This is a genomic window from Solibacillus sp. FSL W8-0372 (genome assembly GCF_037969735.1).
GTDB classification, from domain to species: Bacteria; Bacillota; Bacilli; order Bacillales_A; family Planococcaceae; genus Solibacillus; species Solibacillus faecavium.
Genome location: NZ_CP150204.1, coordinates 2317779 through 2344112 on the forward strand (window position 1 = coordinate 2317779; position 26334 = coordinate 2344112).

Annotated in this window: 29 protein-coding genes; 1 reads left to right on the forward strand and 28 read right to left on the reverse strand. The window is 38.3% G+C overall.

Annotated features, from left to right (window positions below):
- Positions 1–74: 74 nt before the first annotated feature.
- The 14 genes from MKY13_RS11660 to MKY13_RS11725 form a co-directional block, all read right to left on the reverse strand.
- Positions 75–947, reverse strand: coding sequence for a type II CAAX endopeptidase family protein (locus MKY13_RS11660; RefSeq protein WP_191700031.1), 873 nt, complete (start codon positions 945–947; stop codon positions 75–77).
- Positions 948–1125: 178 nt separating this feature from the next.
- Complete coding sequence (locus tag MKY13_RS11665; protein WP_191700033.1) at positions 1126–1971, reverse strand: ABC transporter permease subunit; 846 nt, start codon at positions 1969–1971, stop codon at positions 1126–1128.
- Entirely contained in the window at positions 1971–2756 is a 786-nt protein-coding gene (locus MKY13_RS11670) for a phosphate/phosphonate ABC transporter permease (protein WP_191700034.1), read from the reverse strand. The genes MKY13_RS11665 and MKY13_RS11670 overlap by 1 nt, the downstream gene beginning before the upstream one ends.
- A gap of 15 nt (positions 2757–2771) precedes the next feature.
- On the reverse strand, positions 2772–3617 hold the full coding sequence (gene phnC / locus MKY13_RS11675; protein ID WP_191700035.1) for a phosphonate ABC transporter ATP-binding protein: 846 nt from the start codon (positions 3615–3617) through the stop codon (positions 2772–2774).
- 134 nt (positions 3618–3751) lie between these two features.
- Positions 3752–4792: a PhnD/SsuA/transferrin family substrate-binding protein gene (locus MKY13_RS11680; RefSeq protein WP_339212821.1), complete on the reverse strand. Its 1041-nt coding sequence runs from the start codon at positions 4790–4792 to the stop codon at positions 3752–3754.
- Positions 4793–4907: 115 nt separating this feature from the next.
- Positions 4908–5729 (reverse strand): PHP domain-containing protein, encoded by an 822-nt coding sequence (locus MKY13_RS11685; RefSeq protein WP_339212823.1) that lies wholly within the window; start codon positions 5727–5729, stop codon positions 4908–4910.
- A complete protein-coding gene (phnL, locus tag MKY13_RS11690; protein WP_339212825.1) occupies positions 5726–6421 on the reverse strand; it encodes a phosphonate C-P lyase system protein PhnL in 696 nt (231 codons plus the stop codon). Before phnL ends, MKY13_RS11685 begins: the two co-directional genes overlap by 4 nt.
- A gap of 11 nt (positions 6422–6432) precedes the next feature.
- A complete protein-coding gene (phnM, locus tag MKY13_RS11695; protein ID WP_339212827.1) occupies positions 6433–7605 on the reverse strand; it encodes a phosphonate metabolism protein PhnM in 1173 nt (390 codons plus the stop codon).
- A gap of 12 nt (positions 7606–7617) precedes the next feature.
- Positions 7618–8454: an ATP-binding cassette domain-containing protein gene (locus MKY13_RS11700; RefSeq protein WP_339212829.1), complete on the reverse strand. Its 837-nt coding sequence runs from the start codon at positions 8452–8454 to the stop codon at positions 7618–7620.
- Entirely contained in the window at positions 8454–9299 is an 846-nt protein-coding gene (locus MKY13_RS11705) for an alpha-D-ribose 1-methylphosphonate 5-phosphate C-P-lyase PhnJ (protein WP_339212831.1), read from the reverse strand. The genes MKY13_RS11700 and MKY13_RS11705 overlap by 1 nt, the downstream gene beginning before the upstream one ends.
- Positions 9296–10381, reverse strand: a complete 1086-nt coding sequence (locus MKY13_RS11710; protein WP_339212833.1) for a carbon-phosphorus lyase complex subunit PhnI — start codon at positions 10379–10381, stop codon at positions 9296–9298. Before MKY13_RS11710 ends, MKY13_RS11705 begins: the two co-directional genes overlap by 4 nt.
- Positions 10369–10950 carry a phosphonate C-P lyase system protein PhnH gene (gene phnH, locus MKY13_RS11715; RefSeq protein ID WP_339212835.1) on the reverse strand — a complete coding sequence of 194 codons (582 nt, stop codon included), beginning with the start codon at positions 10948–10950 and terminating at the stop codon, positions 10369–10371. The genes MKY13_RS11710 and phnH overlap by 13 nt, the downstream gene beginning before the upstream one ends.
- A gap of 11 nt (positions 10951–10961) precedes the next feature.
- Positions 10962–11384 carry a phosphonate C-P lyase system protein PhnG gene (phnG, locus tag MKY13_RS11720; protein ID WP_339212836.1) on the reverse strand — a complete coding sequence of 141 codons (423 nt, stop codon included), beginning with the start codon at positions 11382–11384 and terminating at the stop codon, positions 10962–10964.
- A 193-nt stretch (positions 11385–11577) separates the two neighbouring features.
- Complete coding sequence (locus MKY13_RS11725) at positions 11578–12279, reverse strand: GntR family transcriptional regulator (RefSeq protein ID WP_339212838.1); 702 nt, start codon at positions 12277–12279, stop codon at positions 11578–11580.
- Positions 12280–12547: 268 nt separating this feature from the next.
- Between MKY13_RS11725 and MKY13_RS11730 the strand changes: the two genes are divergently transcribed.
- Positions 12548–12997, forward strand: coding sequence for a cAMP-binding protein (locus tag MKY13_RS11730; RefSeq protein ID WP_339212840.1), 450 nt, complete (start codon positions 12548–12550; stop codon positions 12995–12997).
- A gap of 294 nt (positions 12998–13291) precedes the next feature.
- Here the strand turns inward: MKY13_RS11730 and MKY13_RS11735 are convergent, their stop codons facing one another.
- The 14 genes from MKY13_RS11735 to MKY13_RS11800 all read right to left on the reverse strand — a co-directional run bounded on the left by MKY13_RS11735 (position 13292) and on the right by MKY13_RS11800 (position 26060).
- A complete protein-coding gene (locus tag MKY13_RS11735) occupies positions 13292–14383 on the reverse strand; it encodes a methyl-accepting chemotaxis protein (protein ID WP_339212842.1) in 1092 nt (363 codons plus the stop codon).
- Positions 14384–14950: 567 nt separating this feature from the next.
- Positions 14951–15565 carry an arylformamidase gene (kynB, locus tag MKY13_RS11740; RefSeq protein WP_339212844.1) on the reverse strand — a complete coding sequence of 205 codons (615 nt, stop codon included), beginning with the start codon at positions 15563–15565 and terminating at the stop codon, positions 14951–14953.
- Positions 15566–15575: 10 nt separating this feature from the next.
- Positions 15576–16922, reverse strand: a complete 1347-nt coding sequence (locus tag MKY13_RS11745; protein WP_339212846.1) for a sodium-dependent transporter — start codon at positions 16920–16922, stop codon at positions 15576–15578.
- Positions 16923–16961: 39 nt separating this feature from the next.
- A complete protein-coding gene (gene kynA / locus MKY13_RS11750) occupies positions 16962–17819 on the reverse strand; it encodes a tryptophan 2,3-dioxygenase (RefSeq protein WP_339212848.1) in 858 nt (285 codons plus the stop codon).
- A gap of 11 nt (positions 17820–17830) precedes the next feature.
- Positions 17831–19090: a kynureninase gene (gene kynU, locus MKY13_RS11755; protein WP_339212850.1), complete on the reverse strand. Its 1260-nt coding sequence runs from the start codon at positions 19088–19090 to the stop codon at positions 17831–17833.
- 80 nt (positions 19091–19170) lie between these two features.
- Positions 19171–20049, reverse strand: a complete 879-nt coding sequence (locus tag MKY13_RS11760) for a hypothetical protein (RefSeq protein ID WP_339212851.1) — start codon at positions 20047–20049, stop codon at positions 19171–19173.
- Positions 20042–20518 (reverse strand): sigma-70 family RNA polymerase sigma factor, encoded by a 477-nt coding sequence (locus MKY13_RS11765; protein WP_191700068.1) that lies wholly within the window; start codon positions 20516–20518, stop codon positions 20042–20044. Before MKY13_RS11765 ends, MKY13_RS11760 begins: the two co-directional genes overlap by 8 nt.
- A gap of 411 nt (positions 20519–20929) precedes the next feature.
- Positions 20930–21109 carry a hypothetical protein gene (locus MKY13_RS11770; RefSeq protein WP_191700070.1) on the reverse strand — a complete coding sequence of 60 codons (180 nt, stop codon included), beginning with the start codon at positions 21107–21109 and terminating at the stop codon, positions 20930–20932.
- Between the two features lie 127 nt (positions 21110–21236).
- Entirely contained in the window at positions 21237–21944 is a 708-nt protein-coding gene (locus MKY13_RS11775) for a response regulator transcription factor (RefSeq protein WP_191700072.1), read from the reverse strand.
- Between the two features lie 22 nt (positions 21945–21966).
- On the reverse strand, positions 21967–22620 hold the full coding sequence (gene phoU / locus MKY13_RS11780) for a phosphate signaling complex protein PhoU (protein ID WP_339212853.1): 654 nt from the start codon (positions 22618–22620) through the stop codon (positions 21967–21969).
- Positions 22621–22635: 15 nt separating this feature from the next.
- Positions 22636–23451, reverse strand: coding sequence for a phosphate ABC transporter ATP-binding protein PstB (gene pstB, locus MKY13_RS11785; protein ID WP_225231236.1), 816 nt, complete (start codon positions 23449–23451; stop codon positions 22636–22638).
- A gap of 16 nt (positions 23452–23467) precedes the next feature.
- Positions 23468–24292 carry a phosphate ABC transporter permease PstA gene (pstA, locus tag MKY13_RS11790; RefSeq protein ID WP_191700076.1) on the reverse strand — a complete coding sequence of 275 codons (825 nt, stop codon included), beginning with the start codon at positions 24290–24292 and terminating at the stop codon, positions 23468–23470.
- Between the two features lies 1 nt (position 24293).
- Complete coding sequence (gene pstC / locus MKY13_RS11795; protein ID WP_191700078.1) at positions 24294–25208, reverse strand: phosphate ABC transporter permease subunit PstC; 915 nt, start codon at positions 25206–25208, stop codon at positions 24294–24296.
- A gap of 21 nt (positions 25209–25229) precedes the next feature.
- A complete protein-coding gene (locus MKY13_RS11800) occupies positions 25230–26060 on the reverse strand; it encodes a phosphate ABC transporter substrate-binding protein (RefSeq protein ID WP_339212855.1) in 831 nt (276 codons plus the stop codon).
- Positions 26061–26334: the final 274 nt, after the last annotated feature.

Here is a 26334-nt window from a genome sequence, read left to right on the forward strand (position 1 = left end):
TTGCATAAGAACTACAAAACCGCCCATGTTGCTAGAAAAGCAAACAGGGGCGGTTTTTTGTGTCTAGTTATAGCTTAAATAGGATCAATTTCTTCTTGCTCCACAACTTTCGGTACCGGATTTTTTAATTGCCGGAAACGCTTATAATATTTAACAAGCAAAATTATAATAACGACTGCCAATACTATAAACAAAATACCGTTTATTAACAGTTCACGCTGTGCTGCTTCTGTCGAAGGTAAATCAAGTTCGGCCGTTTGATTTGTATATACATATTGAAGGAATGCAAGAAAATTACTGAAACTATGTAATAACATCGGAACAAATATATTTTTTGTTTTTAAATACGCATAGCCGAGCACACAGCCTAATGCAAAAGCAAACACTACATTAATCGGATTAAGATGAATAATCCCAAAAATTATTGATGAAATTATAATGCTTTTTTGCGGACTCCATCTCAATGTAAAACGTCGAAGTAAAATCCCTCTGAATAAAAGCTCCTCATAAAGTGGCGCGAGAATACAAATATTGATGAAAAACAAAATATAAACGAGTAATGATGGCTGCACTTCTTCCAAATCAATCATCGGATCAAATAAAAATAAGTTGCGTAAAAGTTCTTCAAACATGAGATACAGAAGTGTTACTACAATCGCTGTAAATACAACGGTAATCAACTGAAAGCAAGTGGTTATCGATAAGTATCTTGCCCAACGTCCTTTTGACATGATTGTATTCATTGGCTGATCATTATACGTAAAATTCCATTTCTTTGTTTGATAGACAATATACAACAACAAACAAATGGACATAATAAATGTAATCCATTGCTCGCTATCCGGGAAATCGACTGCAAACACCAATACAATACTCGCTATAAATAAGAAAACCGCAAACAGAATAAAATAACGCATTTTAAATTTTTTCAACTCGGTATAGTCCATAAATTTGCACCTCCTGTTTTAAGAATATCATAATATGACAATATTATCCTTTTTGTAGGCACGTTATTATTTTCGTACTCTTTCACATTATGATAGCACGTTTCTTTTTAGCAGTTATTTAGACAAAACAGCGCAGTCCACTTACCAAGTGCTAGTATGGGACTGCGCTGTTTAGTTTCTAGCTTTTTGTCATTAAACGTCGCTTGATTCGTACTGAAAAAAATTCTAAAATGAGCGCGATAATGAGTGCACAATATGTAATCATACCTACTTCGTGCAAGTCAAAGTAAAAGTTCGATGCCATAAACAGCTCGAAACCGATACCACCAGCCGCAGCTGCTGCTCCCATTGCGATCGCAATATCAAAATTCGTCTCAAATCGTAAAAATGTCCATGAGACAAGAAATGACGAAGACTGCGGAATTACGGCATGCCGAATAATATGCCACCAGTTTGCTCCAGCAGAACGTAATGCTTCAATTGATTCATCGCCTATTTCTTCAATCGATTCGGAATAAGCTTTTGTCAAATAAGCTATTGTATGTAGCATCATTCCAAGCACACAAGCTACTGCACCGAGACCAGCCACAATGGCAAAAATGAGTACCCATAAAACAGTCGGTACTGCCCGGATAAACGAGTTCACCGCAATAATAATATGTGAAACTTTTGCATTGCCTAAATTTTTTGCACTGGCAATTGCAAGGAAAAATGAAATGACTGCACCTAATACTGTAGTCAGAAATGTAAGAGCGAGCGTAATCAGAATTTGGCTCATCGCTGTTGCAAAAGTAATTTGATTGAATGCCGGCTGTAAAAACATCATTTTCAAATTACCTAATGTCATTGAAATGGCAGTCGACCATTCAATTGCCCCATAATTCAAGAGGAACGGACAAATGCATGTAAAGACAAGGAGCGAAATCCAAACGGTGCGCATTACGATCGAAGCTTTTGAAACTTGCTGAATTTGGATCCGACCCTTTTTCACTTTAACATTTTTAATAGATGGTACTGCTTGCATTATGAAATCGCCCTCCTTATTTTGTTCGATGCAAATTCAATTGCAAATACTACAAGTACAATCGTAATAGTAATAAGGCCGACCATTTCGTAATTTAAGCTTTTATAGTACATATCAAATAAATAACCAATCCCCGTACCTGTCAGAATCCCCACTAATGTAGCACTTCGAATATTCGTTTCAATCATATAAAATACCCAGCTTAGCATTTGTGGCATCGTATCCGGTAAAACACCTTTAAACACAACCTGCAAGTACGTAGAACCGGTTGCTTTTAAAGCTTCCACACCATCCGAACTCGCCTCATCAATCGTTTCAATAAACATTCGTACTAAAAAACCAAACGTTGAAAAAAAGAGCGCGAAATACCCAGTAATCACATTATGTCCAAATGAAATAACTAACATTAATGCCCATGCCACCACCGGAATATTTCGGAATATGGAAGCAACAAAACGCGCTGCGATTCCTACAAAATGCTGGACTTGTGTCGTTTTGGAACCCATCATTGCAAAAAACAAGGCACAAATCGTGGCAGTCATTGTTGCAAATATTGATAGCACAATCGTTTCCCATAGTCGCTCAAGCACTTTCGGTAAGTTTTCCAGTGCTTCACTACTTGGGATTAAATTAACCGCCATCCAAATTACTGTCCCCGGAATGGCTATAATTCCTTCGATTAAGCTAAACTCTGTTATCACAGCAGAACTATACGTTAAGACAATTAATAATATAAAAATAATTGTTGTTCGCCATTTCTTCTTACGTAAAATATCAGTATCCACGATTATTGCCTCCGTCTATTCCGTAATCAATTCATCCACATTCGTCCCATAAATTTCTTGAATCGCAAATTTATTGAGTTTCCCTGGCTCATCATCAAATACTTTACAGCCCTTACTCAGACCTATAATCCGATCGGAATATCGAGTGGCCACCTCAACTTGATGTAAATTGACCAATACAGTAATGCCCATTGTTTCAGAAATTTCCTTCAGATGATCCATAATGACTTTAGAGGCATTCGGATCAAGCGATGCGATCGGCTCATCACACAATAAAAGTTTGGGCTCTTGTACTAATGCACGTGCGATTCCGACACGTTGCTTCTGACCACCGCTTAACTGATCACAGCGTTTATAAATATGATCTTCCATTCCTAACTTCTGCAATATATTTAAAGCAAGCATCTTCTCTTCTTCGGTATATACATTAAACAAACCTTGCCATGTACTTTTATAGCCGAATCGACCGTGCAGGACATTTTCAAATACTGTTAGACGGGACACAAGATTATAGTGCTGAAAAATCATGCCTATTTTCGCACGTGTACGTCGAAGTCTTTTTTTATTCAGTAGCACAATATTCTGGTCATCGAAAATAACTTCCCCACTTGATGGTTCAATCATGCGATTAATACAACGCAATAAGGTAGATTTCCCTGCACCAGATGGACCGATAATGGAGATTAACTGCCCTTCCCCTAATGAAAGACTAATATCATTTAGCACGCTATTTTTCTGATCATAACTTTTATGGATATTATTTAGTTGTAAAATTGTCTTCGCTGATTTTACGACTTCCGTTTCATGATAGGCAAGTGGTCTAGGTATTTCTTTTACAGTTCGTTCCAGTACAGTTTGCATCGCTCATTCTCCTTTATTGCTTTTTTAGAAAGGGGCTGTCAGGGGGATCATTTCGATAAATTACGAGATAATTCATAAGAAGGAAGGCTGTATTCAAAGAAAAATTTACCTTGACCACTGCCTCCACTAAATACTTATTTCGATAATTCACGAATCGGGTTGAACCATTGATCATCTACTTCCAAAAATCGCTCATTTCCTGACGTATAGAATAATGATGGTTGTTCCTTTTCCTTAGGCATGAAAATCTCTTCGTTTTTTGCCGTCGCATCCGAAGTTAATGCTTCTTTTAATTTTGAAACTTCCTCTTCCGACAATACTTCTGTATTTACTGCAAACGGTGCATTTAATACAGGTGTTACTTGGATTAAAGTGAATTCCTCGCCTGGTAATGTATTGAATGGTGGCGCTGCATTGTCGCGCACGCGGTAAACCGTTCCTGGTTTGTTTGCTTCTCCTTCAACTATCTCAATGTATGGATCGACACATGTATCACAGAAGGAAGCAATATCTGTTCGTCCCATTAACATATTAACTGCTGCACCTTGATGTGAACCGCCAAACACTACACTTGGATACACAGCATTGCCTTCCATCAAATCTTCTTCCTTCAAGCCTTTGTCACTGAAATGTGAAATAATTGAGCTTGCCGGCATTTTAAAGCCTGATGTAGATGATGGAGATACAAACGAGATGCTTTTCCCTTCTGTCGTATCCAAATCATATTCTTCATTCACTTTGTAAGCATTAGCTTTTTCTTTAGGTACAGCTAACCAGCTATAATAAAGGGCATCATCAAGAGTTCCTGATTCGCCTGAAGTTACTACCAATGGTGCAACTGCCTCATTTTTCTTATTTGCTTCGATATAGCCCTGAGCCCCCATGAATGCTACTTGTGCATTTCCATTGGCAATTGTTTCGATTGCGATTGCGTAGTCGGTCGTTAATTTATGTTCTACTTCTCTTCCTGTCGCTTCTTCAAATAGCTTTCCGAAAGCATCACGTGACGGACCCATTTCTGAACCAGATTCATTTGGATACCACACAACTACTAATGGTTCTTTTGAATTTGCACTTGCCGCATCAGTTGATGGTTCATTTTCAGATGAATTGCACCCCACTAAAAGTAATGCACTTAACATTCCAACAACAGGTAGTTTCCATAGTTTTTTCATTACAACTCTCCTTGTTTTCGTAATAGTCCAAATTTTTAGAGCGTCCTACTTCCAATCACATTTAATCATGTTTCTGTAGTAACGAATAGGGTTCTTCGACGATCTTTATAATGTTTTACAAATGGTTTACAGTTAAGGACCTTTGTAAATCATCCATTATATAGCTGCCAAGCTTAACAGAAGTACCATATGTGCCGTGATAGTCGGAACCGCCAGTTAACAACAAATTATACTTGGCAGCCAATTGCTTCACACGGTTCTTGTCCATTTCGGTATGATCTGGATGCACTAATTCAATCCCATCTAAGCCTTGTGCAATTAATTCCTCTGCAACTTCATAGCTATCGAGCTGTCCAGGGTGGGCTAATACCGCAAATCCTCCATCGGCATGAATTGCTTTAAGTGCCTGAAAGACATCGATATAGGCTATATCTCCAGCCGCCACTCCAGACCCTTTAAATAACGATTGATACAGCGTTTGATAATTTTTATTTTCATACGATTCTTCCAATAGGGCATTCATAATATGCTGCTTATACAACGTACCGCTCGTATGTGCATGGGCAAGCGCATCTTCAATATTTATCTGAAAGCCTGCATCTTTTATACACCTCGTTTGCCAGATGGAATGCGCATGACGACGGGCTAATAATGGCTGACAAAGTGCTTCTATTGCTAGGCAAGGTCCTTTAAATCCGTATCCAAGCAAATGAACTTTCCGTCTGCGTTTAAAGTCATAGGCAGAAATTTCAACGCCAGGTATAAACGTCATATCATATTGCCTGGCCAGTAAATGACCTTCGTTATGATGTGCCACTGTATCGTGATCAACAACACCTAAGTGGGTAATTCCTGCCTGTTTTGCTTTCCAAAAAAGCATTTCTAATGTATCACTGCCGTCGGAATAGCGACTATGTGTATGCCAGTCAATTATCATGCAATCTCACCTTTAACGTATTTTTCCATTGTAAATACTTCATCGCATAAACCTTCCATAAACTCCAAATCGTGAAAAATTCCGACTAATGTAGTACCTTGTGCTTTCAGCTTTTCAATAGATTCCCTCACCTTTATTTTCGAAGTTTCATCCAAACTGGCTGTCGGCTCATCCAACAGTAATAAGCGTGGTTGTTTTACGATGGCACAGGCAATATTAAGACGGAGCTTTTCACCACCGGAAAAATTATTCGGATAACTATTCCATAATGTTTCTTCCAAATCAAAATGCGTCAGTGCTTCTTTAGCACGTGTAACTGCATCATGTCGTTTAATCCCAATATCAAGTAAAGATTGCGTTACTAATTCGAGTGCCGTTGTACGTGGCATTACATTTAAAAACTGCGATACATAGCCAATCTCATGTTTGCGTAAATAAACAATTTGTCTAGGGCTTGCCTTTAACAGATCTATCATTCCAAATGCTTCGGAATGAAAAAGGATTTCGCCACTTTGAGGCTCGTACGTACGATAAATGCTTTTTAATATAGTGGACTTCCCACTGCCACTTTTACCGACAATCCCTAAAAATCCCCCTTCTTTTACGTGTAAAGAAATATTATTTAACGCTGTGAACGTATTTTGTAGATGATGAATGGTAAACGTCTTTTGTAGCTCATTAATTGTCAGCATTGTGCCACCCCTTATCGGTAATTTGTTTGCATAATCACTTTGCCATCTACCATCGTATTGGTTACAACAGGATAACCGTCATCCATCTTACCGATGATGATGATGTCCGCTTTCTTTCCAGCTTTAATTGAGCCGATTTCTTGATCCAAATTTACAGCACGAGCAGGATTAATCGTGACAAGCTGGAACAATCGATGCAAATCTTCTTCATATTTATCCGCTAATTCAAAAATGCCCTGCAGCATTGCTGGTGGATAATAATCACTGCAAACAATATCAATAACACGGGCCTGAATTGCTTCACTCGCACTTAAATTTCCGGAATGCGACCCACCCATCAAAATATTTGGAGCACCGGCAATTGTATATAGACCCATACGCTTCGCCTCTTTAGCAACGTCCAATGTAATCGGAAACTCGCTAATTGTTGTTCCGTATGATTGAGTAAGCTGCAGCTTGGCAACATCATCGTCATCATGGGACGCAACCGCAATATTTCTTTCAATTGCAAGACAGCTCAACCGCTCAATCTCTTCATACGTCATTTTTGTTTTATCAATTTGTTCTTTAATGAGTACATCCGCTTCTGGTTCCGAAATAGTCCGGTAGCCGCGCATCGTCTCTTTATATATTTCTAGATTGCGATATTGTCCTTGTCCCGGTGTATGGTCCATAAATGAAAGTAAATGTATTTTTCCATCCAAAATATTTTGCTCAAGTGCCGGTATCTGATCGATTGAATCAATTTCAAATCGCGCATGCATACGATGACGAATTAAGTGTTGTTCTGTATGTGTATTATGGATGGCGTCAATGCATCGTTGCACATTTTGCGGTTCGCGAATTGCTTTATGTGAATATTTATCATCGCCATAAAAGGATAACGAATGGAAGATTGTCGTAATACCGTGCGTCATTAAAATACGTTCGCTCTCACGTAAACCCACTTTCAAACTCATAATGGATGTAGGCCTTGGACTGATTATTGTCTCGATATAATCTGAGTGAATATCGACAAAGCCAGGTGATACATAGCCCCCATCTGCGTCAATCACCTGAACTGTAGCTAAATCCAGATCCTCTGCAGGTACAATTCCTGCGATTAACGCGCCGTCAATGAGTACGGCATGATCACTTAAAAACTGCTCTTCTGTTACAATGATTCCGTTAATAATTGCTTGCATATATATGCCTCCCTACAATAATGAATAGACTAATTGCTGTGTATAAGAATGCTGTGGATCCTCCAGTACTTGATCCGTTAGGCCATGCTCAATAATTTCGCCATTTAGCATAACAATCGTGCGGTCTGCCAACATTCGAATAACAGCTAAATCATGTGAAACGACAATCATTGAAATATTAAATTCGCGCTGAATGGATTTGATTAAATCCAATACATCCGCCTGTACAGATAAATCGAGTCCTGTCGTCACCTCATCGAGCAATAGTAATGGCGGATTATTCGATAGTGCCTTTGCTATTTGAACACGCTGCTGCATCCCACCGGAAAAGTTTTTAGGCGCTTCCTTACTGCGATGAAGCGGAATATTAACATGCTGTAATAAGTCATAGCTTCTTGCTTCCATATTCCCAACATGACGATTCCCTGCGGCGATTTGTTTTTCTGCAATATTGCTTAATGATGAAAAGTCCATTTTTAATCCAAGAATCGGATTTTGGTACACCATCCCCAGCAACATATTGCGGATTTGACGCTTCATCTGGGAAGATTCCGTAAAAATATTGACCTTGCCATCTTTATAATCTTGCAAATAGCCTTCACCTGTTGTGACGTTTTCATCAAAATACAGGCTTTTCATGAAGGTAGATTTACCACTACCGCTTTCCCCGACAATTCCTAAAATTTCACCGCGATATAAATCAAACGAAATGTCACGGCATGCATAAACAGTCTTACAAACTGGACAATAATTCTTTTCTAGCTTTGGGTTCGATTGCTGGCAATGCAAGCAACCTTCCCCATATTGTTTCGAAAGATTCCGAACAGATAAGATTGGCTGTTCTACCATTATTTTGCCCCCACCTTTTGCTGTAAAATTTCTTGCATATAGCTCGTGTCATTGCACATATAATACGTTTCACCTGTTTGTTCATCTGTTAGTTCATCTAAAAAGACGTTGGATAGACCCGTTTCTTTACATGCCTTACCGTCAAATTGCTCGACAACAAAAGGATAGTCTTCAAATGCCAATGATGCCACTTTTGTATATGGTGGAACGGCATAAATTTTCTTTTCTCGGCCCGCTCCAAATAAAATTAATGCTTCGCTATTATGAATTTTCGGATTATCATAACGCGGAATCGGGCTTGGATTCATTACATACCGATCATTGACAAGCACTGGGTAATCAGCACCTTGGGAAGTTTGGTTATAGCGCATAATTTGTTCAAATAACATTAAATACGCACCACTATATTCCTTTTCCGCATGATGACGCTTCGTTTTAAACTCACTGCGCTCTATTTTCCTAAGCGGCTCCGGCTCCGGCACTTGAAGTACGAGCACTTGATCTTTGCGTAATGGCACTTCCGGAATTCTGTGCCTTGACTGGATGAGGCTCGCTTCCTGTGTCCGTATCGTCGTTTCGACTCCAGTCGTTTTTTGCACTAAATTTTTAATATTCACTGCGTTAACGGAATCATCCGCACCTTGATCGATGACTTTTAACACATCCTCTTTCCCGATAAGTGCAAGCGTTAACTGAAGGCCCCCTGTACCCCAACCACGGCCAATAGGTAACTCACGGGAAGCAAATGGTACTTGATAACCGGGTATGGAAATACCTTTTAAAATAGCGCGTCGAATTTCACGCTTTGATTGTTCATCCAATAATGCAAACGGTAAACGACTCATCGTTTCCCCTCCTTTTTAATCGTGCGCATTTGTTCTAGTTTCGACTGGAATGTAACATAATGCGGCATTTTCAAGTGAGAGATAAAGCCTGTCGATTCGATAATATCAACATGCAACAATACAAATTCCTCATCATGGATCGGTGTATTACCCCCTGTTTCCAGTGCATGGTCAACAATCGACATCGCAATGGCTTTTGTTTCGTTTTGTCCAAAACAAGCCCCATATCCGATATCGAATTCCAGTACTTGCTGCTGTTCATCATCGATATTTACTGGAATAAATGACTCTACTTCTGTCAGCTTAATAGAACCAATATAGTATTGTTCGTCTTCACCATCGATTTCCACATGGATTGGCTGCATCCCGACACGTACTTCCCCTACATTTGGATGTGATGCACCATATCCGCGTAACCCTGCATAACCAAGTGACGTAACAGTTCCCGTTTGTCCTCTTGTTAATGTTTGCAGTCGCTGCGATCGATTCGTAGGAAATGATAAGGCTTTCTTTGTTACATCACTTGGTTCCTCATCATTCAGTGAAAACGTTCGAATTAATTGTTCGTCCCGTAAATAATCCATTACTTTTGGTAATTTCTCGAGCTGCAGATTGCTCTTATCAGGTTTTTCGATGGCATTAAACTGGTCTATTATCAGTTGCACATCTTCCTTTGTTTCTGTCATTAGACTGAAATCCAATAGACGATGCAAATAGTCATGTGATGCCCCTAATAGCTGACCACCGGGAATATCTTTAAAACTTGAAGAGATTCTTCGCAACACAAACATATCTCTAGGATCAGTTATAGTTGAATAATAAAGTCTCGGTAATGTGGAGCGATGGGCACGCAATAAAAATACCGCTTCCTCCTGATTCCCTTCACTTTGCTTCATAGCGAGGGCAGCCAATTGTTCACTATACAGACTGCTTTCCGACATGATTTGGTCAAGGAAACCTCGCATCGTTCCTAGTAGTTTTTGAACAGTTACATGCTCCCCATGCTTAATACGCTCATATTGTAAATGCTCCAACGAAGCTTCGATTGCTTCGGATCCGCCTCTAACTGCTACGTATGCCATGATTGCTTCACCTCTTGAATTTTAGTTGTTCGTGGCAATGCTATAATGTCTGAATTGGAATTGATTAGAAGAACATCTACTCCCAATGGAAACTCATTATTTTTCATTTCTCTTAACTGCAGCCATTGTTCAGGAACGTTAAGTTGCACCGCCTTTGAATGTTGAATGCCAGGTCCTTGTAAATGAACGACATTGCCAATGTGATCTGTTATTTCATACAAAATGGTTGCCGATAGCTGTGGGTCAATAAGATTGCCTACTTTTGCATGCTGTAATGCATGCTGTGCCTGTTGTTCCGAGCAATCTGCAGAAATAATTATGAAGTCGGCCAAATCCACAGATACTAATTTGGCACCTGTCCAAGCCCGAATTTCACTTTGGATTACTGGACATTCATTGGCGACATAAAAGCTCACTTCACCATCAAGTAATGTAAGGCAAGCTGAGACGGTAGCTGAATATAGCCCCGTAATTTCCTGTGACTGTACTAGCCGCTGCTGATCTCCTGGACGTGAGAAGCATTCCATTAATGAACGAAAAGTTTGCTGAGTAAAATGTACTGTTTCCATCATGTGCCTCCTTAAAGCGACATCGTGTTAAATTGAACTTTAGTTCGTTCAATCGAGCGCTTAATATTTTGCTGTTCTAGTTCCAACTCCATTTTTAATTGCTCCATAATAGGAATCCATTGTTTCGTTTCAGGAAAATCACCTTTAAAGGCAGCATCAATTATCGCCAACGCCCTGCTTAATTCAGGTTCCATTTCACGGACTATTCCTGTTCCAAATACATTTCGGATTTTTACTTTCGTCTCTGTAACAAGTACCTCCCCTATGTAGAATAAAGACTGTTGGGCAGATTCCCTTAATTTCACCATCACAAGGCCTTCTCGTGGTGGCTGTACTTCAACGATTTCATATGTGTTTGCAATTTGATCAGCCATTTCCAAAGCTTGTTTTCTTCCAACTTCGATTAATAGCTTTGTACGTTCTGCTCTATTCAATTTGATCGCCCCTCTCTAACTACACCTTAACTTGTTGCCAAGTTGCGTAGTGTCAAGGTTTCGTAAAAGTAGTGTAAATACGCTTTACATAACTGGCGCCAGGTGGGTATGTAGAACCCTAACAAGCCCGTAAACTATTAAGAAAACAGAAAGCCCCCAGCATAAAAATGCCGGGGGTTAATTTGTATTGTCACTATATTTGAAAATAGAAAAGGTCTGTACGGTAAATGATTTCAGTATATTCCAGCAACACATTTCGTTCTGCATCCCAGTTGTCGGATTCCACCTTAACTATAGGTACCAGCACCTCACAATTCAGCATATTCCGTTCAATTTCATTTACATATTGCACGGAGAGCTGAGAAAACGTACTCCGAAACTCCTTCACACCAAAACGTTGATAAAACTGGTACATTGATGTTAACCGGCTATCAATTTTCTTTATTTCCGGCATATTGCTAATGACAACATATGAGCGATGAATGGCTGCTGGTTCATCATCTATATAACGTAATCGTTCCACTAAATAAAGTGGCTCCTGTCCAATATCAATCTTCGTATAGATGGCATGATTTTGTGCCACACGCTCAAATTTTGTAAGCTTCGATTTATAGTTGGCTGTTTGATTTTTCATTTTTTTACTGAAGCTGATATTACCGGACATCACAACATCCAGCGGTTTTTGCTTCTGTTTAATAAATCTGCCAACACCTTTTTTGGAGTAAACAAGACCCATTTTCTCCAGTAATGTATATACGTTCCTCACTTTAATTCGAGACATCTGAAATTGTTCTACTAACTGATACTCACTCGGTAATTTGAATTCAATATATAGCCTAGTATCCGAAATTGTTTCAAGTAAATAATCTTTTAATATTAGTTCCTGCTTGTCCATAAAAAACCACCTCTTTATAAGAGGTTACACAGTAACTATTAATGCTTTGTTAGGATTGAGTGAATAATTGTAAAGTTATGTAATCTTATAGCACGAATGCAATAGACTTATATTTTAGTTTTTAGTAAAATGTAGACAGAGGCATGTCAAATCTATAGAATCGTGATTTTAAAAGTAATTGCAAAGCTATGCAACTACAGGAAACTGTTTTGCATAGCTTTTAATTTTAACCTGTATTACTGTAGCTGCAATGGAGGGGAACAACACATTGAAAAATGTAAATCGTTTATTTGTAATTATCGGTATTATTATTGTAATTATTATCGGTCGCTTTTTCTTGGCGCAAAATGAAGTAATTGAAATTCCTACTGCAACAGTAGTGACAAATGATCAGATAATTGATTCGGTGCGTGGAAGCTACTGCTGGCATTCTGCTGGGGATGCTACATGTGTTGATAGTGCCGCGCCACACGAAATGGTACAAGGATCGGATATGTCTTATATAAAAGTCCAACCGAATGAAGAGATTGAATTCAAGTACGATAAGCGTATGACAAGTATTTCAATTCAGCAGTGGCTAGAAGGCCATAATTATGAGGAAATTGCAACGACCGCCCGTTTTAATGCACCAAGCGAAAAAGGTTTATATATTATCACAGGCTTGGCTCGGTTCAGTAATGGGGATGTTAGTGATACGATTGCAATAGAAGTTGAATAATTGTACTTTGTCCGAATGCCTTAAATAGGAGCAAAATTAAAGTGGCTGAGACATAAGGGAATATTCCATTAAATAAGGAGAAATATCTTATTAAGAAACGGATACTTTATAAAATTGATTGGAATGAAGGGGCGACTCCTACGGGAATTGCGTGACGCCTGAGACTACAGGCTCAGGCCACGCCCGTGGAAAGCGTCCCCGGAATGGAAATCAATTTTGTGCACAGCAAAAAACCACATTTTTCTCTCAGAGAAAAATGATGGTTTTGGATTCTGTCCCAGCCTCTCTATTTGCTTATCGTTGTTTTGTAATTTCAATTAAATCCTGTTGTAATTGCTGTAGTTCTTGACTAGCTTTTGAAATGGCTTTCATCATTTCATGTTCTTCATGAATAGAAGTAGCGATTTCCTGCGTCATTGCTGCATTTTCTTCCGATATGGCAGATAAACTTTCTATTTGACTCATGGCTTCTGCGACCATACCGTTTGTATTTGTAATAGTCTGCATATCCTCAGTTAATTTCTTTTGAATTTCATCAAAAGATTGCTTCATCCCATTAAACGATACTGAAATGTGATTTAAAGTTTCCACACTTGAATGCACTGCATCCTTCCCCTCATATGCTTTTAACCGAGCAGTCGTCGCGCGCTGAAGAAGTTGCTTTGTTACCTCTGTAATGTTCATGGCGATTTCCGCACTTTCACCGGCCAACTTTTTCACTTCATCTGCTACAACCGCAAACCCCTTCCCATGTTCACCTGCTCTTGCAGCTTCTATAGAGGCATTCAAAGATAATAAGTTTGTTTGGTCTGCAATTGCTTTAATACCGTTTAGTAGTTCATTTACTTTTGACAGACTTTCCTGCATATCGTCAATCGTTATTGTCGTCAAGTCAATGGATTCACTTAGCGTATCCATACCATTCGCTACTTCATGCACTTGCTTCCAACTATGTTCTATAGCGACTTGTACTTTAGTTGATTCCTCTACAGTCAATTCAGATGATTGTTTTGTATTTTGCATATTTTGATGGGACAAAACCATTTGTTCATTGATTTTCTGAATCATTTCTGCCTCGCTATGAATAGCGGCTGCCATCTGATCCGAAGACTGTAACATCGTTTCACTTGCTACATTCAATGTATGTACATTTTCATTCACATGTATAATATTTTGTGCTAATTGCACGGAACCATCATCAATTTTATGCATGATCGATGTTAAATTTTCTAATAGTGCATTTGCTTCTTTTTCTTTTGCCTGTGCATCCTTCACTAATTTATTGCCCCACTTAGTTAATCGGTAAAGCATATAATTGATACCATTAACAATAGAGAAAACTGTTATAAAAATTGGAATGCTTGCATTGTCTCCTAATAACTTCACGGGCGCAATGATGTACAACAACAAATATAGACTAGTTGTAATACTCCAAAATGTTAGTATTAGTCGCTCATTGAAATACATGGCGGCCATAATAAATGTTATAAATAAAATATAGTGTTTATTGATAGCGAATCCATCCAGGTAAAATAATAGAATAGTCACTATTGCCGGGAGTAGCGAGAATATTAATCCTTTTGCAAAGTAAGATATGTTTAAAAAATATGTTACCGACGATATTAAAATCACACTGCCTCCCGCTATAAGGAATGGGATGGAATGATTTAATCCATTTTTATAAATAAGCGGAGACACTATTAATATAACTAAAATTATTGTTATAAAACAATTTAACTGATGAATCCAATTTAACTTATCGACGCTCTTTTTCAATTTTCATCCCCCTAGGATTTTAAGACTATGCCATTATTGTCTTGTAGGAATATTTTACAATTCACAACTTCAAAATTCAATCAATATTTTTACATTTAATGGATTTATTAGAAATTCAATATTTTCAACAAAACAAAAAGAAGCACGACGATTTTTTTCGTGTGCTTCTCTCTATTATCATTTCTTCCGTATTACAGCCCGTACCGGTGACCCGTCAGCGCCTTCTATTTTTAACGGTAATGCAATTAAATCATAGAGCCCGGGCGTTACTTCACTTAAATCCAGCCCCTCTAAAATATGTATTCCATTTTCATAGAGTGCATGATGGGCTGATACTTCCTTACTATCTAAAGGATCAACAGAAGGATTATCCACACCGAGTAAAATAACACCGCGCTCCTTTAAAAAGGATGCTGCATCTGGAGAAATAACTGGTATCTTTTCCGGAAATTGTTCGGAAGATTGACTCACCATTTTCAACAGCACACGCTTTGCTCCAAGAAAATCAATGGATGATAGCATTTCAACTGTAATGACTTCTTCTCCGACACAAGATACAATATAACAATCGCCAATATAAGTATTGATGTCTAATTGTTCGATTGTCTCAGCCTCACTATTAAAATGAAAAGGCGCATCTACATGTGTACCGGTATGCAAGGAAGTTGTTATTCTCCCAATATTGACCGAGCCCGTCTGCTGCTTTGTATACCCAACTTCAAACGAAAACGGCGTATCCCCCGGCCAGTTCGGCATCCCTTTTTTCATCGTTTGTGTAATATCAATCCACATAGCATCACCTCTAATACTGAAATACTAAATAACCGAGAACGAGCACAATTACTGCCGGTACTACAAAGGTCATTAGAATTCGATAGGTTCTGTAAAAGCCTTCCCCCATTTTACTCCCCTGTAACAACTCACTTTTAACAATATTTTTATCCATAATATGCATAATAAAAATTGCTATTAGTAAATTGCCGACCGGTAAAATTACATTTGACACAACAAAATCAGTAAAATCAAAAATACTTCGGCCAAATATTGATACATCACCTAGTGTACTGTATGTCAGTGTCGATGGAATTGAAGCGATAAAAACAAGTACACCAATAATCATCGTAATTTGAGCGCGGGTAATATTCCACTTCTCGATTACTGCTGCTACTATAATTTCATACATACTGAAGGATGAAGTTAACGTCGCAAATAAAAATAATATTAAAAACATCGCAAGGAACACTTCTCCAAATGGCATCTGTGAGAATGCAGCCGGCAATACCATAAATAATAATGGCGGTCCGCTTGCTACTTCCATATCAAAAGCAAAGACGACCGGGAAAATGGCCAAACCTGCTAAAAATGAAACAAAAATACTCAACCCTACAACTGACCCCGCTGAATTTGGTAAGCTCACATCTTTCTTTAAATAAGAACTATATGTAACTAAACAAGAAAATCCAACTGCGAGCGCAAAAAATGATTGCCCTAAAGCATATAGTATCGATTCACCTGTGATGTTCGAAAAGTCCGGATACAAGAAAAACTTGATTCCTTCCATCGCGCCATCAAGCGTAACAGCTCTAATTACCAAAATAAAGAACATAATAAATAAAAGCGGCATCATAAACTTATTCGCTTTTTCAATTCCGTTCTGTACACCTAGTGCGATAATGATTACATTGGCAATTGTGAATAATGCTAGTCCTAAAAGTGCAATCCATGGTGTACCTGTTACTTGTCCAAAAAATGCTCCTGGATCCAATGTCGGCTCAATAACATTACCAACTACTGAGACGCCACTATATACAAAAATCCAGCCACCTACAACACTATAAAACGATAATAACAGGAAACATCCTAATATACCGAGCTTTCCGATCCATGCCCAAACTTTTGGGTTTGGCGAAAGAACTTTATACGCAGTAACCGCTTCTTTTTGCGCGGCACGCCCGATAATATATTCTGATAAAAGCATCGGTAAACCAATTATTAATGTTAGTACTACAAAAATTAAAAAGAATGCGCCGCCTCCACTTTGACCGGCTACGTAGGGCATCTTCCATATCGCCCCAAGCCCTATCGCTGCGCCCGCTGACGCTAATACAAATCCTAACTTGCTTGACCACTGTCCTTTACTCTTCTCCATTGACCTCACTCCACTCATACTAAACTAAGCTTAACTAAACTATAACACTGTTCGTAAATCCCATAACTCAGGGAAAAAACGATGATCAAGAACTTGACGCAAATAATTGACTCCGGATGATCCACCCGTGCCTACTTTAAAGCCAATAATACGCTCGACCGTTTTCATATGACGGAATCGCCATTGCTGCAATGAATCTTCTATATCAACCAGCTTTTCGCCGAGCTGGTATAAATCCCAGTACTTATCGGTATTTTCATAGACGGTTTTCCATGCAGCAGCAACAGAATCGTCACCACTATATACTACCGAAAAATCTCGATTTAGCAAAGCCTCATTAACTGGTAACCCAGCTTTTGCCAATGCTTTGATAGAAACGTCATAAATACTCGGTGCACTATACGCTTCTTTTAATCTGGCCAAAACATCTTTTTCTTTCTCATAAATTTTAAGAATATGAGGTGTTTTATATCCAAGCGAAAACTCTATTAAACGATATTGATAGCTTTGGAAACCGGATGCTTTTCCAAGATCATCTCGGAACTGCAAATATTCTGCAGGTGTCATTGTCGCTAGCACATCCCATGCCTGAATAATTTGCATTTGGATTTTTGAAACTCTTGCCAGCATTTTAAAAGCCGGCTGCATTTCACCACGTTCAATTGCTTGAATCGCACCTTGCATTTCATGAATAATCAGCTTCATCCAAAGCTCGCTTACTTGATGAATAATGATAAATAGCATTTCATCGTGGTGATTGGACAGGCGGTTTTGATTGTTTAAAATAGCGTCTAAGCTTAAGTACTCGCCATATGTCATATCCTCGCGAAAATCCGTATGAATGTCCTTTTCACTGTTTAATTTTTGCTGTAAATCCGAAATCGAACGCTTTTCCATTGAACCACTCCTTATGCAATAATATCTCGCTTATTCTCATGATTCTCATAAGTTTTATTAATCACAATATCTTTTAAAATTTGTACTGCCCGCCAAACTTCTTCAAAGGAATTATATAGCGCAACAGGTGCCAGGCGGATACCATTTGGTGCACGGAAATCCGGTACGACTCCATTTCCCTTTAAAGCTTTACAAATCCTAGCAGCCTCGTCATGCACTAAAAACAGATGTCCCCCTCGTGTTTCATCAAGCGGGTTACCGAATGTAAATGTATTTGGCATTTCGTGCATAATACATTCCATCATATATTCTGTTAAAGCAAGCGACTTTTCACGTACAGCATCAATACCTACTTCTGCAAAAATAGAAAGTGCACCTTCAATAGGCGCCAGACTTAATATATGAGGTGTCCCAATTTGGTAAGCCCCTGCATGAGGCGCTGTCGAAATCGTTGTCGTTAAATCAAATTGTTTTTCCTTTGCCGAGCCGAACCAGCCGGCTAAACCAGGTGCTGTACCAAAGTGCTTTTCATGGACAAACAAACCTGCAACTGATCCCGGGCCCCCATTTAAATGCTTATAATTGCACCAAAATGCAAAGTCTGCACCAATTTCATGAAGCTGATGTGGAATCGAGCCGATTGAATGGCATAAATCAAAGCCAACGATAATGTCTCGTTCGTGAGCCGCTTTCGTAATTGCCTGTAAATCCAGCACTTGCCCACTGCGATATAACACAGCCGGTAAAACAGCGACTGCTACATCATCAGTCATTGCTTCAATAATTGCTTCAGTTGTAATTGTTTGCCCATTCTCACTTTTTACGAGCTTCATATGGCTTTCCGGTAAATTATGTAGCGCAATTTGACTGGCAATCGCATATAAGTCAGACGGGAAATTCAGCTCATCTGCCAAAATTTTATTCCGCTTCTCGGTAGGTTTGAAAAATGTAGCAAGTAGCTGGTGTAAGTTCGTCGTAGTTGAACCGGTTAATACGACTTCCTCACTTTTTGCGCCAACAAGTGGTGCACAGTATTCACCGAGCTTTTCAGACAAATAAAACCACGGATGCTCCCCACTCGTCCAGCCATCAATTCCGTAATACTTCCATGAGTCAAGCAGGGTCAGTACCGATAGTTCTGCACGCTTTGAAAGCAGTCCTAGTGAATTGCCGTCTAAATAGATTTGACCTTCTTTTTTATAAAACTCATCGGCATATTTCCGAAGTGGATCCTGTTGATCTAGTAATCTTGCTTTTTCAATTGTGGACATCTTTTCACCTCTTCATTATTACTTACTATTATCGTACGAAGGAATAGATTTATTGTCAAAGTATTCTGAAACCAAATCCATTAATTTAATATAAATATTGAATATAAATAAACGGGAACAAGAAGGCCTATCAATAAAAATGATAGTTTGCGCCAATTATTTTTCCCGTATTTATTTTCAATCAAAATATTGATGCCGGCTACAGCAAGACTGCTGCCGACAATCCACATAAAATGAATATGGGGTGTGATAAACAGGAGGATAAGCAAGCTTAATAAATAGAATAACGTCAGCACACTTTGTCCTGTATGGGAATGCTTAGGTAACTTTCTTTTTGGATCCGATTTATCACGCATTTGGCGATCAGCGTATGCATAACTACCGATTAATAAAACAAACAGTGAATAAAACGCTACTGTGTGGATGGTAGTCGGTTGATCATAGTGAATAAGCGGTATACCCGAACCATCTTCCAATTTATAATACTGTCCTGTTGAAGCATCTTCATAGTAGATATTTCGAGAATCCAAATGTTGATAATACAGCTTAGATGTATCGTCGCTGAAATTAAACCGGTAAGAAGAATAAATTACCGAAGTTGCATCCGGTTTATCAGTTATTTGTAGTTGATTGTATACTTTCCAAATCTCATCCAATGCTTTCTCATTTGTCACCCGATTTACATGTAACTGCAGTGCGGATTTCGGATTCCCCTTTCCATTTACTGTATAAACAGAAATTAGTTGGCTATCATTAGTAGTTGTTGCCGTTTGATTATCGAGAGGAGTAGTTGCAATTAAAAACATTGTAATACCTACAATGCTGACGATTAATGCAAATATACGCCAATCAACAACCTTTTGCTTGCTGCGCCTTATTATCTTGTTAAGATCAGCCTGTTTTTTTTCCTCATCTACTTTAATATTGCGTAAGGTTTTTAAATGCTTCTCTTCAAACATCTTTTTCCCCTCCCAACAATTCACGCAATACCTTTAAACCGCGCGCCGTATTATTTTTCACCTTTACTTCACTACAGTTTAAAATCATCGCCGTCTCTTTTACCGAATATTCTTCGATATAGCGAAGGATAACTACTTCCCGATAGTTCCATTTAATTTTTTGTAACGCGCCATAGAGCTTTTCGATTTCTGCATTGCGCTCAATGATTTCTTCTGGTAAACCTTCCTTTGCAATAGGTTCTGAATTTAATTGAAAAAATCCAATAATTTTTTTCCTGCGGTAATGATCATATACAAGATTTCGTGCGATTTTCAGCAAATATGTACGTTCATACTCGGTATAATTTTTATGATAAAAACGGTAAAAGGTTTCTTGCAAAAGATCATGTGTTAACTCTTGATCATTTGTTAAATAACGTATGTATTTATAAACAGCTTCGTAATTGTCCTCAAAAACTTCACGTCGCAAAAAATCAGCCTCCTTCCTCTATAAAGACGAGTGACATACAATTTGGAATCACTTTGATTCACCACTATAAGTTGGCGGTGACAAAATTGGAAAAATAAGATTTTCTAATGAAGTGCGTTCTGCCGCCTCGCGATAGCGCAAGCGGCATGGTTAGGTAGTTTTTACTTCACTTTATAACGAGGGCAAAATTTTGGGATTGGTGGGCCTCGCAAACGGTAATAAAGGCAGTGATAAAGACATGTATCACGTGGCTTTATCGCTGTCTTGCCGCAGCCCACCAATCAAGTGGAATTTTATTAGAAAAGCAACCCCATGTTATGGTGATGAGCCATCACTTTGTTTCTATGTAAAAAATTACAAAAATAAAACCCCATGCAATTTTTCGATTGCACAGGGTTTCAAATTGCCTAATTATACGCCCATTTTACGACGTGTGTTGCTCGTTTTTTTCGTTTGTTGACTTTTCATCTTTTTCGTTGAAGTGTCACCTTTTAAATTGCCCTTGCCGTTATTGGCATTGTTTTTCTTAGCTTCTAATTGTTGTTTCACAAGTTCCTGTAAGCTTAATTTCTTTTTCTCTTGCTCAGACATATTCATACCTCCTCATTTACCTTCTCCACTTAGTATAAATCGAGGTTCACTCATTTGTAAAAGAAATGATGCATTTTCCCAATTTAAATTTAAACCAATGACGAATACTCATAAAAATAGTCTCCTACTAGTTGTAAGAGACTTCCTTTGTCGGGGAATTAAAGTAATATCCAATTCCGCTTTTCGTTTTTATCCATTTAGGGGAGCTTGGCTGTTCTTCAATTTTTTCTCGTAGTCTTCGGATATGTACATCGACTGTACGCCGATCACCTTTAGTAAAGTCCAGTATATCAATGATTTCTTCACGTGATTTAATATTTCCAGGCTGCTCGAGTAAATGCAGCAGCAATTTAAATTCACGCTTCGTTAATGGAATCTCTACTTCATCTTTAAATACTTTAAAGGTTACTAAATCGACACGGAACGGCCCAATTAATAGTTCTGATATACGCTCCTGTTGCCGAATTTCTTTTTCATGACGTTTTAAATGGATCCGAAGACGAGTGAGCATTTCACGGAACCCAAACGGTTTACGAATGTATTCCGTTGCACCAATCTCAAGGGCAAGCACAATATCCAACTCATCTGTACGGGCACTTATCATAATGATCGGAAAATCGTGCTCGAAACGAATTTGACGGCATAATTCGATCCCTTCAATATCGGGAAGCATCCAATCCAGCAAAATCGCATCCGGTTCAAACGCTTTAATAACTTGCATAATATTTTTCCCATTTTTAACGCAATGAACTTCATAGCCGTCCTTTACTAAATAAATACGCAGTAAATTCACTAAATTTTCGTCATCTTCAACGACTAATATTTTTTTCGTCATTAATGATTCCCCGCTTCTCTAGTTAATTTAGGTCAAATAACTGCCCTTTAATAAAGTACGCTGTTGATTCCGCCATATTTGTAATATGATCTGCTGCACGCTCAACAAAGCGATTAATGAAAAGCAACTGCAGTGTTTGCTCTATATCCTGTGGACTTTCTTTTAAATAATCTGTCAGTACTGCATAATTTTCGTGGTTCTTCTGATCGACTTTATCATCAAGCTCACCTACTGCTTTTGCTAAAGCAATATCTTCCTCTATGAAAGCAGTCATCGATTTTTTCAGCATATCCATTGAGATATTTTTCATTTCAACTAAGGATGTTTTTGCCAATATAGAATCGGTTTTGCTAATTCTGATCGTCGCTTTTGCTGTATTTACGGCAAAATCCGCTATACGCTCGATGTTGGAAGACATTTTAATCATACTAATAATACGACGTAAGTCACGAGCTACAGGCTGTTCTTTCGCCATCAGCCAAATTGCCATTTGATTGATCTCATTTTCCAGGTCATCTATGGACGAATCTTCTTCAATAACTGCTAACGCTAATACCATGTCCTGTTCTTCTAAGGCTTTAAACGCTTTTTCCATTGCTGCAACCGTCAAGTCAACCATTTCACCCATCTTATTTTGTAACTCGAGCATGTTCTTTTCGAAATTTTCGCGAATCATCCGTAAATCCCCCTCTTATCCGAATCGTCCTGTTACATAGTCTTCTGTACGCTCATCTTTTGGTGTCGAGAAAATCACATTTGTATCATCATATTCAACAACCTCGCCATTTAAGAAGAACGCTGTTTTATCACTAATACGTGCTGCTTGCTGCATGTTGTGCGTTACAATAACAATTGTATAATCTTTTTTCATTTGCGTGATTAATTCTTCTACTTTTAATGTAGAAATTGGATCAAGCGCTGAAGTTGGTTCATCCATTAATATTACATCCGGCTTCATTGCGATAGCACGAGCTATACATATACGTTGTTGCTGACCTCCGGATAATCCTAAAGCAGAAGATTTTAAACGGTCTTTTACTTCGTCCCAAATGGCAGCACCGCGTAAAGATTCCTCAACTATTTCATTTAGAATTTTTTTATTTTTAATCCCTTGCATACGTGGACCATAGGCTACATTATCATAAATGCTCATTGGGAATAGATTCGACTTTTGGAACACCATCCCTACTTTTGTACGCAGTTTTATAACATCATTCGATTCATATACATTTTCACCATCAATATGAATATTACCGATTACACGTACACCGTCAATCAGGTCATTCATACGATTTAAAGTGCGCAAAAATGTTGACTTACCACAACCAGATGGACCGATTAATGCTGTTACTTCCTTTTCTTTTATATCTAAATTGACATTGTATAATGCCTGTTTTTCACCGTAAAATAAATTTAAGTCATTTACTTGTATTTTCGTGGCAAATTCGTCCGTCGTTGCAGTTGTTGTTGAATTGAAGATTGATGCCTCTGATACGATCATAGTCATGTTAATTTAGCTCCTTTTAATAATCTGCTTTGTTTAATTTTTTTGAAATATACGTTGCCGATAAATTCAGCACTAAAATAATGACGATTAATACGATACCAACAGCAGCTGCAAGACCGATATCGCCAGCCTCCTGCGTAACTAAAAATGAATGTACAGTTAATGTACGGGCAGATGAGAATATACTAGTTGGCATTGCCGCTACTGTACCAGCCGTTAAGAAAATTGCCGCCGATTCCCCTACGATACGACCAATTGACAGGATAATACCTGATAAAATACCTGGCATTGCACTTGGTAGGATTATTTTAATTAGTGTCTGCAATTTTGTCGTTCCTAATGCAAGTGAACCTTCACGATATGTTGTCGGTACTGTCTTTAATGCTTCTTCAGTTGTTCGGATAACAACTGGTAATACGATGATTGTTAAAGTTAGTGATGCTGCGATAATAGACATTCCTAGCTTTAAAATCGCTACAAAGAATACGGCACCGAATAGACCATAAATAATGGATGGTATCCCTGTTAAACTTTCCGTTGCAAAACGAATGATGCGGACTAGACGACCTTGTTTTGCGTACTCTTGTAAGTAAACAGCCGCTAAAATTCCGATTGGTGTTGCAATGGCTAATGAAATTAAAATTGTTAATATTGTTGTGACGATCATCGGGAAAATACCGCCGCCACCTGTTGGTGAATAATCACCGAATATAAAATCAAAGCTGATGTATGAAAAACCTTTATAGAATATATAGCCCACGATTATAACTAGGACAGCTACCGAAACGAATGCGGAACCCCAAAGTAATCCACGGAGCATATTATCTTTAAATTGTCGCATGTTACTGAGCTCCCTTCGCTGTTATACGAGCTAATACAAAATTTAAAATTAAAATGAATGAGAATAAAACAATCCCTGTAGCAAACAGCATCTCCTGGTGAGTCCCTGCTGCATAGCCCATTTCAAGCGCGATGTTTGTCGTTAATGGACGCACACTATCTGTTAAGCTTGTCGGAATAATGAGTGAGTTCCCCGCCACTAAAATTACGGCCATTGTTTCTCCTAATGCTCGGCCTAATCCTAGTACGATTGCCGCCATAATCCCTGATTTTGCAGCTGGAACGACTACTTTAAAGATTGTCCCGATTTGCGAAACACCAAGTGCCAACGAACCTTCTCTATATGTTTTTGGTACTGCGCGAATAGCTGTTTCTGCTACTGTTACGATTGTTGGCAGCATCATGATCGCTAGTACTAGAATTACTGCAATTAAACTTTGCCCACGTGCTAACCCTAAATTGTTCTGTAAAAAAGGTACGATAATTGCCAATCCGAATATCCCGTACAATACAGATGGAATACCTGCTAAAAGCTGAATCGCCGGTGATACGATTTTTGCTACTGATTTCGGCGCTATTTCCGCTAAAAAAATTGCTGTCAGTAATCCAATCGGTACACCAATGATAAGCGCTCCAATTGTTGCATAAATTGATGCAACAATCATTGGGAAAATACCGAATTTATCTTCCGAAGGCACCCAATCATTGCCAAAAAGGAAATCAAAGAAACTGTAGCCGCCCGTTATAAACGGGTTTGAGCCTTTATAAAATACAAACCCTACAATTAGTAGTAGGCTGACAACTGATAAAAGCGCACATGCCAGGAAAATTTTTGATGAAAGACTTTCCAAAAAATATTTTCGTTTATTGCCTTTACTAATTTGCTGTTCTAGTTCATTTTTGTCTTGTATATTCACAAATTTATCCTCCAGCACTGATTATTTCGTTAATGGAATTGCTCCAGCAGCTTCCACAATTTTCTGTCCATCTGCACTTAATATATAATCCATAAACTTCGTTGCTGCTTCTGGAACGTCTTCTTTATGAACGAATAAGAATGGTCGGGATAATTGATAGTCCCCATCTAATACATTGCCTGCTTCTGCTTTTACCCCATTAATATCCATAGCTGAAACCGTTTCATCAATGTATTCGAATGATATAAATCCAACAGCGTGTTTATTTGTTGCGACTGTTGTTTTAATATTGCCATTGCCGCTTGCAACAATTGCATTGCGAATTAACTGACCTGATTTATAGCCTACGATTTCCTGGAACGCATCACGCGAACCAGAACCATCCTCACGCGACACGACTACAATCTCTAAATCTTTACCGCCAAGTTCTTTCCAGTTCGTAATTTCCCCTGTGAAAATCTGCTTTACTTGTTCCATCGTTAAATCTTTTACAGGATTGGAAGGATGTGCAACAACTACAATCCCATCATAGGCAATGATTAGTTCCTCAATACCCGAATCTATTTCTTCCTGTTTAAGATCACGCGATGACATACCGATTTGTGAAACATCCTTAATTGCATTTGTAATACCTGCTGATGAACCAATTTGGTTAATTTCTATTTTTACATTTTCATTATCTTCATATTTCTCTGCTAACTTTTCAGCTAAAGGTCCAACCGATGTGGAACCTGAAATTGTGATTAAATCTTCACTGCCGGAATTTGATTCCGATGTTTCTTCTCTATTGCAGGCTGCTAATACTACCATTAGAATTGTTAACCCAATGAAGTAACATGTTTTTTTCAACATACTTCAATCCTCCATCAACTTGCATTTTTTCTATCTGCCTTAACAATACCTTTATAAAATTAATAACATATGTGAATCATGTAAACCTTCTGTAAATTATGAAGAGAGTAATGCATATTTTTGTAAAACTTTTCAATAAAATCTGAATATTTTGTATTAATAGTTCTATTAGCCTTAACTTTTTATAATTGTGGTTGAATCGGGCAATTTATACATCAGTAAGAAGCCATATTTCAGATAGTTCTGAAATTAATGGTTAAATTACAGTTAAATA

Coding starts and splice junctions, on each gene's coding strand:
- phnH (WP_339212835.1), bottom strand. CDS start 10,950: ATGGAAACAGTACATTTTACTCAGCAAACTTTTCGTTCATTAATGGAA.
- kynB (WP_339212844.1), bottom strand. CDS start 15,565: ATGTGGATTGATATTACACAAACGATGAAAAAAGGGATGCCGAACTGG.
- MKY13_RS11665 (WP_191700033.1), bottom strand. CDS start 1,971: ATGCAAGCAGTACCATCTATTAAAAATGTTAAAGTGAAAAAGGGTCGG.
- MKY13_RS11710 (WP_339212833.1), bottom strand. CDS start 10,381: ATGGCATACGTAGCAGTTAGAGGCGGATCCGAAGCAATCGAAGCTTCG.
- pstA (WP_191700076.1), bottom strand. CDS start 24,292: ATGCGACAATTTAAAGATAATATGCTCCGTGGATTACTTTGGGGTTCC.
- phnM (WP_339212827.1), bottom strand. CDS start 7,605: ATGCAAGCAATTATTAACGGAATCATTGTAACAGAAGAGCAGTTTTTA.
- kynA (WP_339212848.1), bottom strand. CDS start 17,819: ATGGAAAAGCGTTCGATTTCGGATTTACAGCAAAAATTAAACAGTGAA.
- kynU (WP_339212850.1), bottom strand. CDS start 19,090: ATGTCCACAATTGAAAAAGCAAGATTACTAGATCAACAGGATCCACTT.
- MKY13_RS11680 (WP_339212821.1), bottom strand. CDS start 4,792: ATGAAAAAACTATGGAAACTACCTGTTGTTGGAATGTTAAGTGCATTA.
- MKY13_RS11775 (WP_191700072.1), bottom strand. CDS start 21,944: ATGACGAAAAAAATATTAGTCGTTGAAGATGACGAAAATTTAGTGAAT.
- phnL (WP_339212825.1), bottom strand. CDS start 6,421: ATGCTGACAATTAATGAGCTACAAAAGACGTTTACCATTCATCATCTA.
- phoU (WP_339212853.1), bottom strand. CDS start 22,620: ATGATTCGCGAAAATTTCGAAAAGAACATGCTCGAGTTACAAAATAAG.
- MKY13_RS11725 (WP_339212838.1), bottom strand. CDS start 12,279: ATGGACAAGCAGGAACTAATATTAAAAGATTATTTACTTGAAACAATT.
- pstB (WP_225231236.1), bottom strand. CDS start 23,451: ATGACTATGATCGTATCAGAGGCATCAATCTTCAATTCAACAACAACT.
- MKY13_RS11705 (WP_339212831.1), bottom strand. CDS start 9,299: ATGAGTCGTTTACCGTTTGCATTATTGGATGAACAATCAAAGCGTGAA.
- MKY13_RS11660 (WP_191700031.1), bottom strand. CDS start 947: ATGGACTATACCGAGTTGAAAAAATTTAAAATGCGTTATTTTATTCTG.
- MKY13_RS11700 (WP_339212829.1), bottom strand. CDS start 8,454: ATGGTAGAACAGCCAATCTTATCTGTTCGGAATCTTTCGAAACAATAT.
- MKY13_RS11770 (WP_191700070.1), bottom strand. CDS start 21,109: ATGTCTGAGCAAGAGAAAAAGAAATTAAGCTTACAGGAACTTGTGAAA.
- phnC (WP_191700035.1), bottom strand. CDS start 3,617: ATGCAAACTGTACTGGAACGAACTGTAAAAGAAATACCTAGACCACTT.
- MKY13_RS11685 (WP_339212823.1), bottom strand. CDS start 5,729: ATGATAATTGACTGGCATACACATAGTCGCTATTCCGACGGCAGTGAT.
- MKY13_RS11760 (WP_339212851.1), bottom strand. CDS start 20,049: ATGTTTGAAGAGAAGCATTTAAAAACCTTACGCAATATTAAAGTAGAT.
- MKY13_RS11745 (WP_339212846.1), bottom strand. CDS start 16,922: ATGGAGAAGAGTAAAGGACAGTGGTCAAGCAAGTTAGGATTTGTATTA.
- MKY13_RS11800 (WP_339212855.1), bottom strand. CDS start 26,060: ATGTTGAAAAAAACATGTTACTTCATTGGGTTAACAATTCTAATGGTA.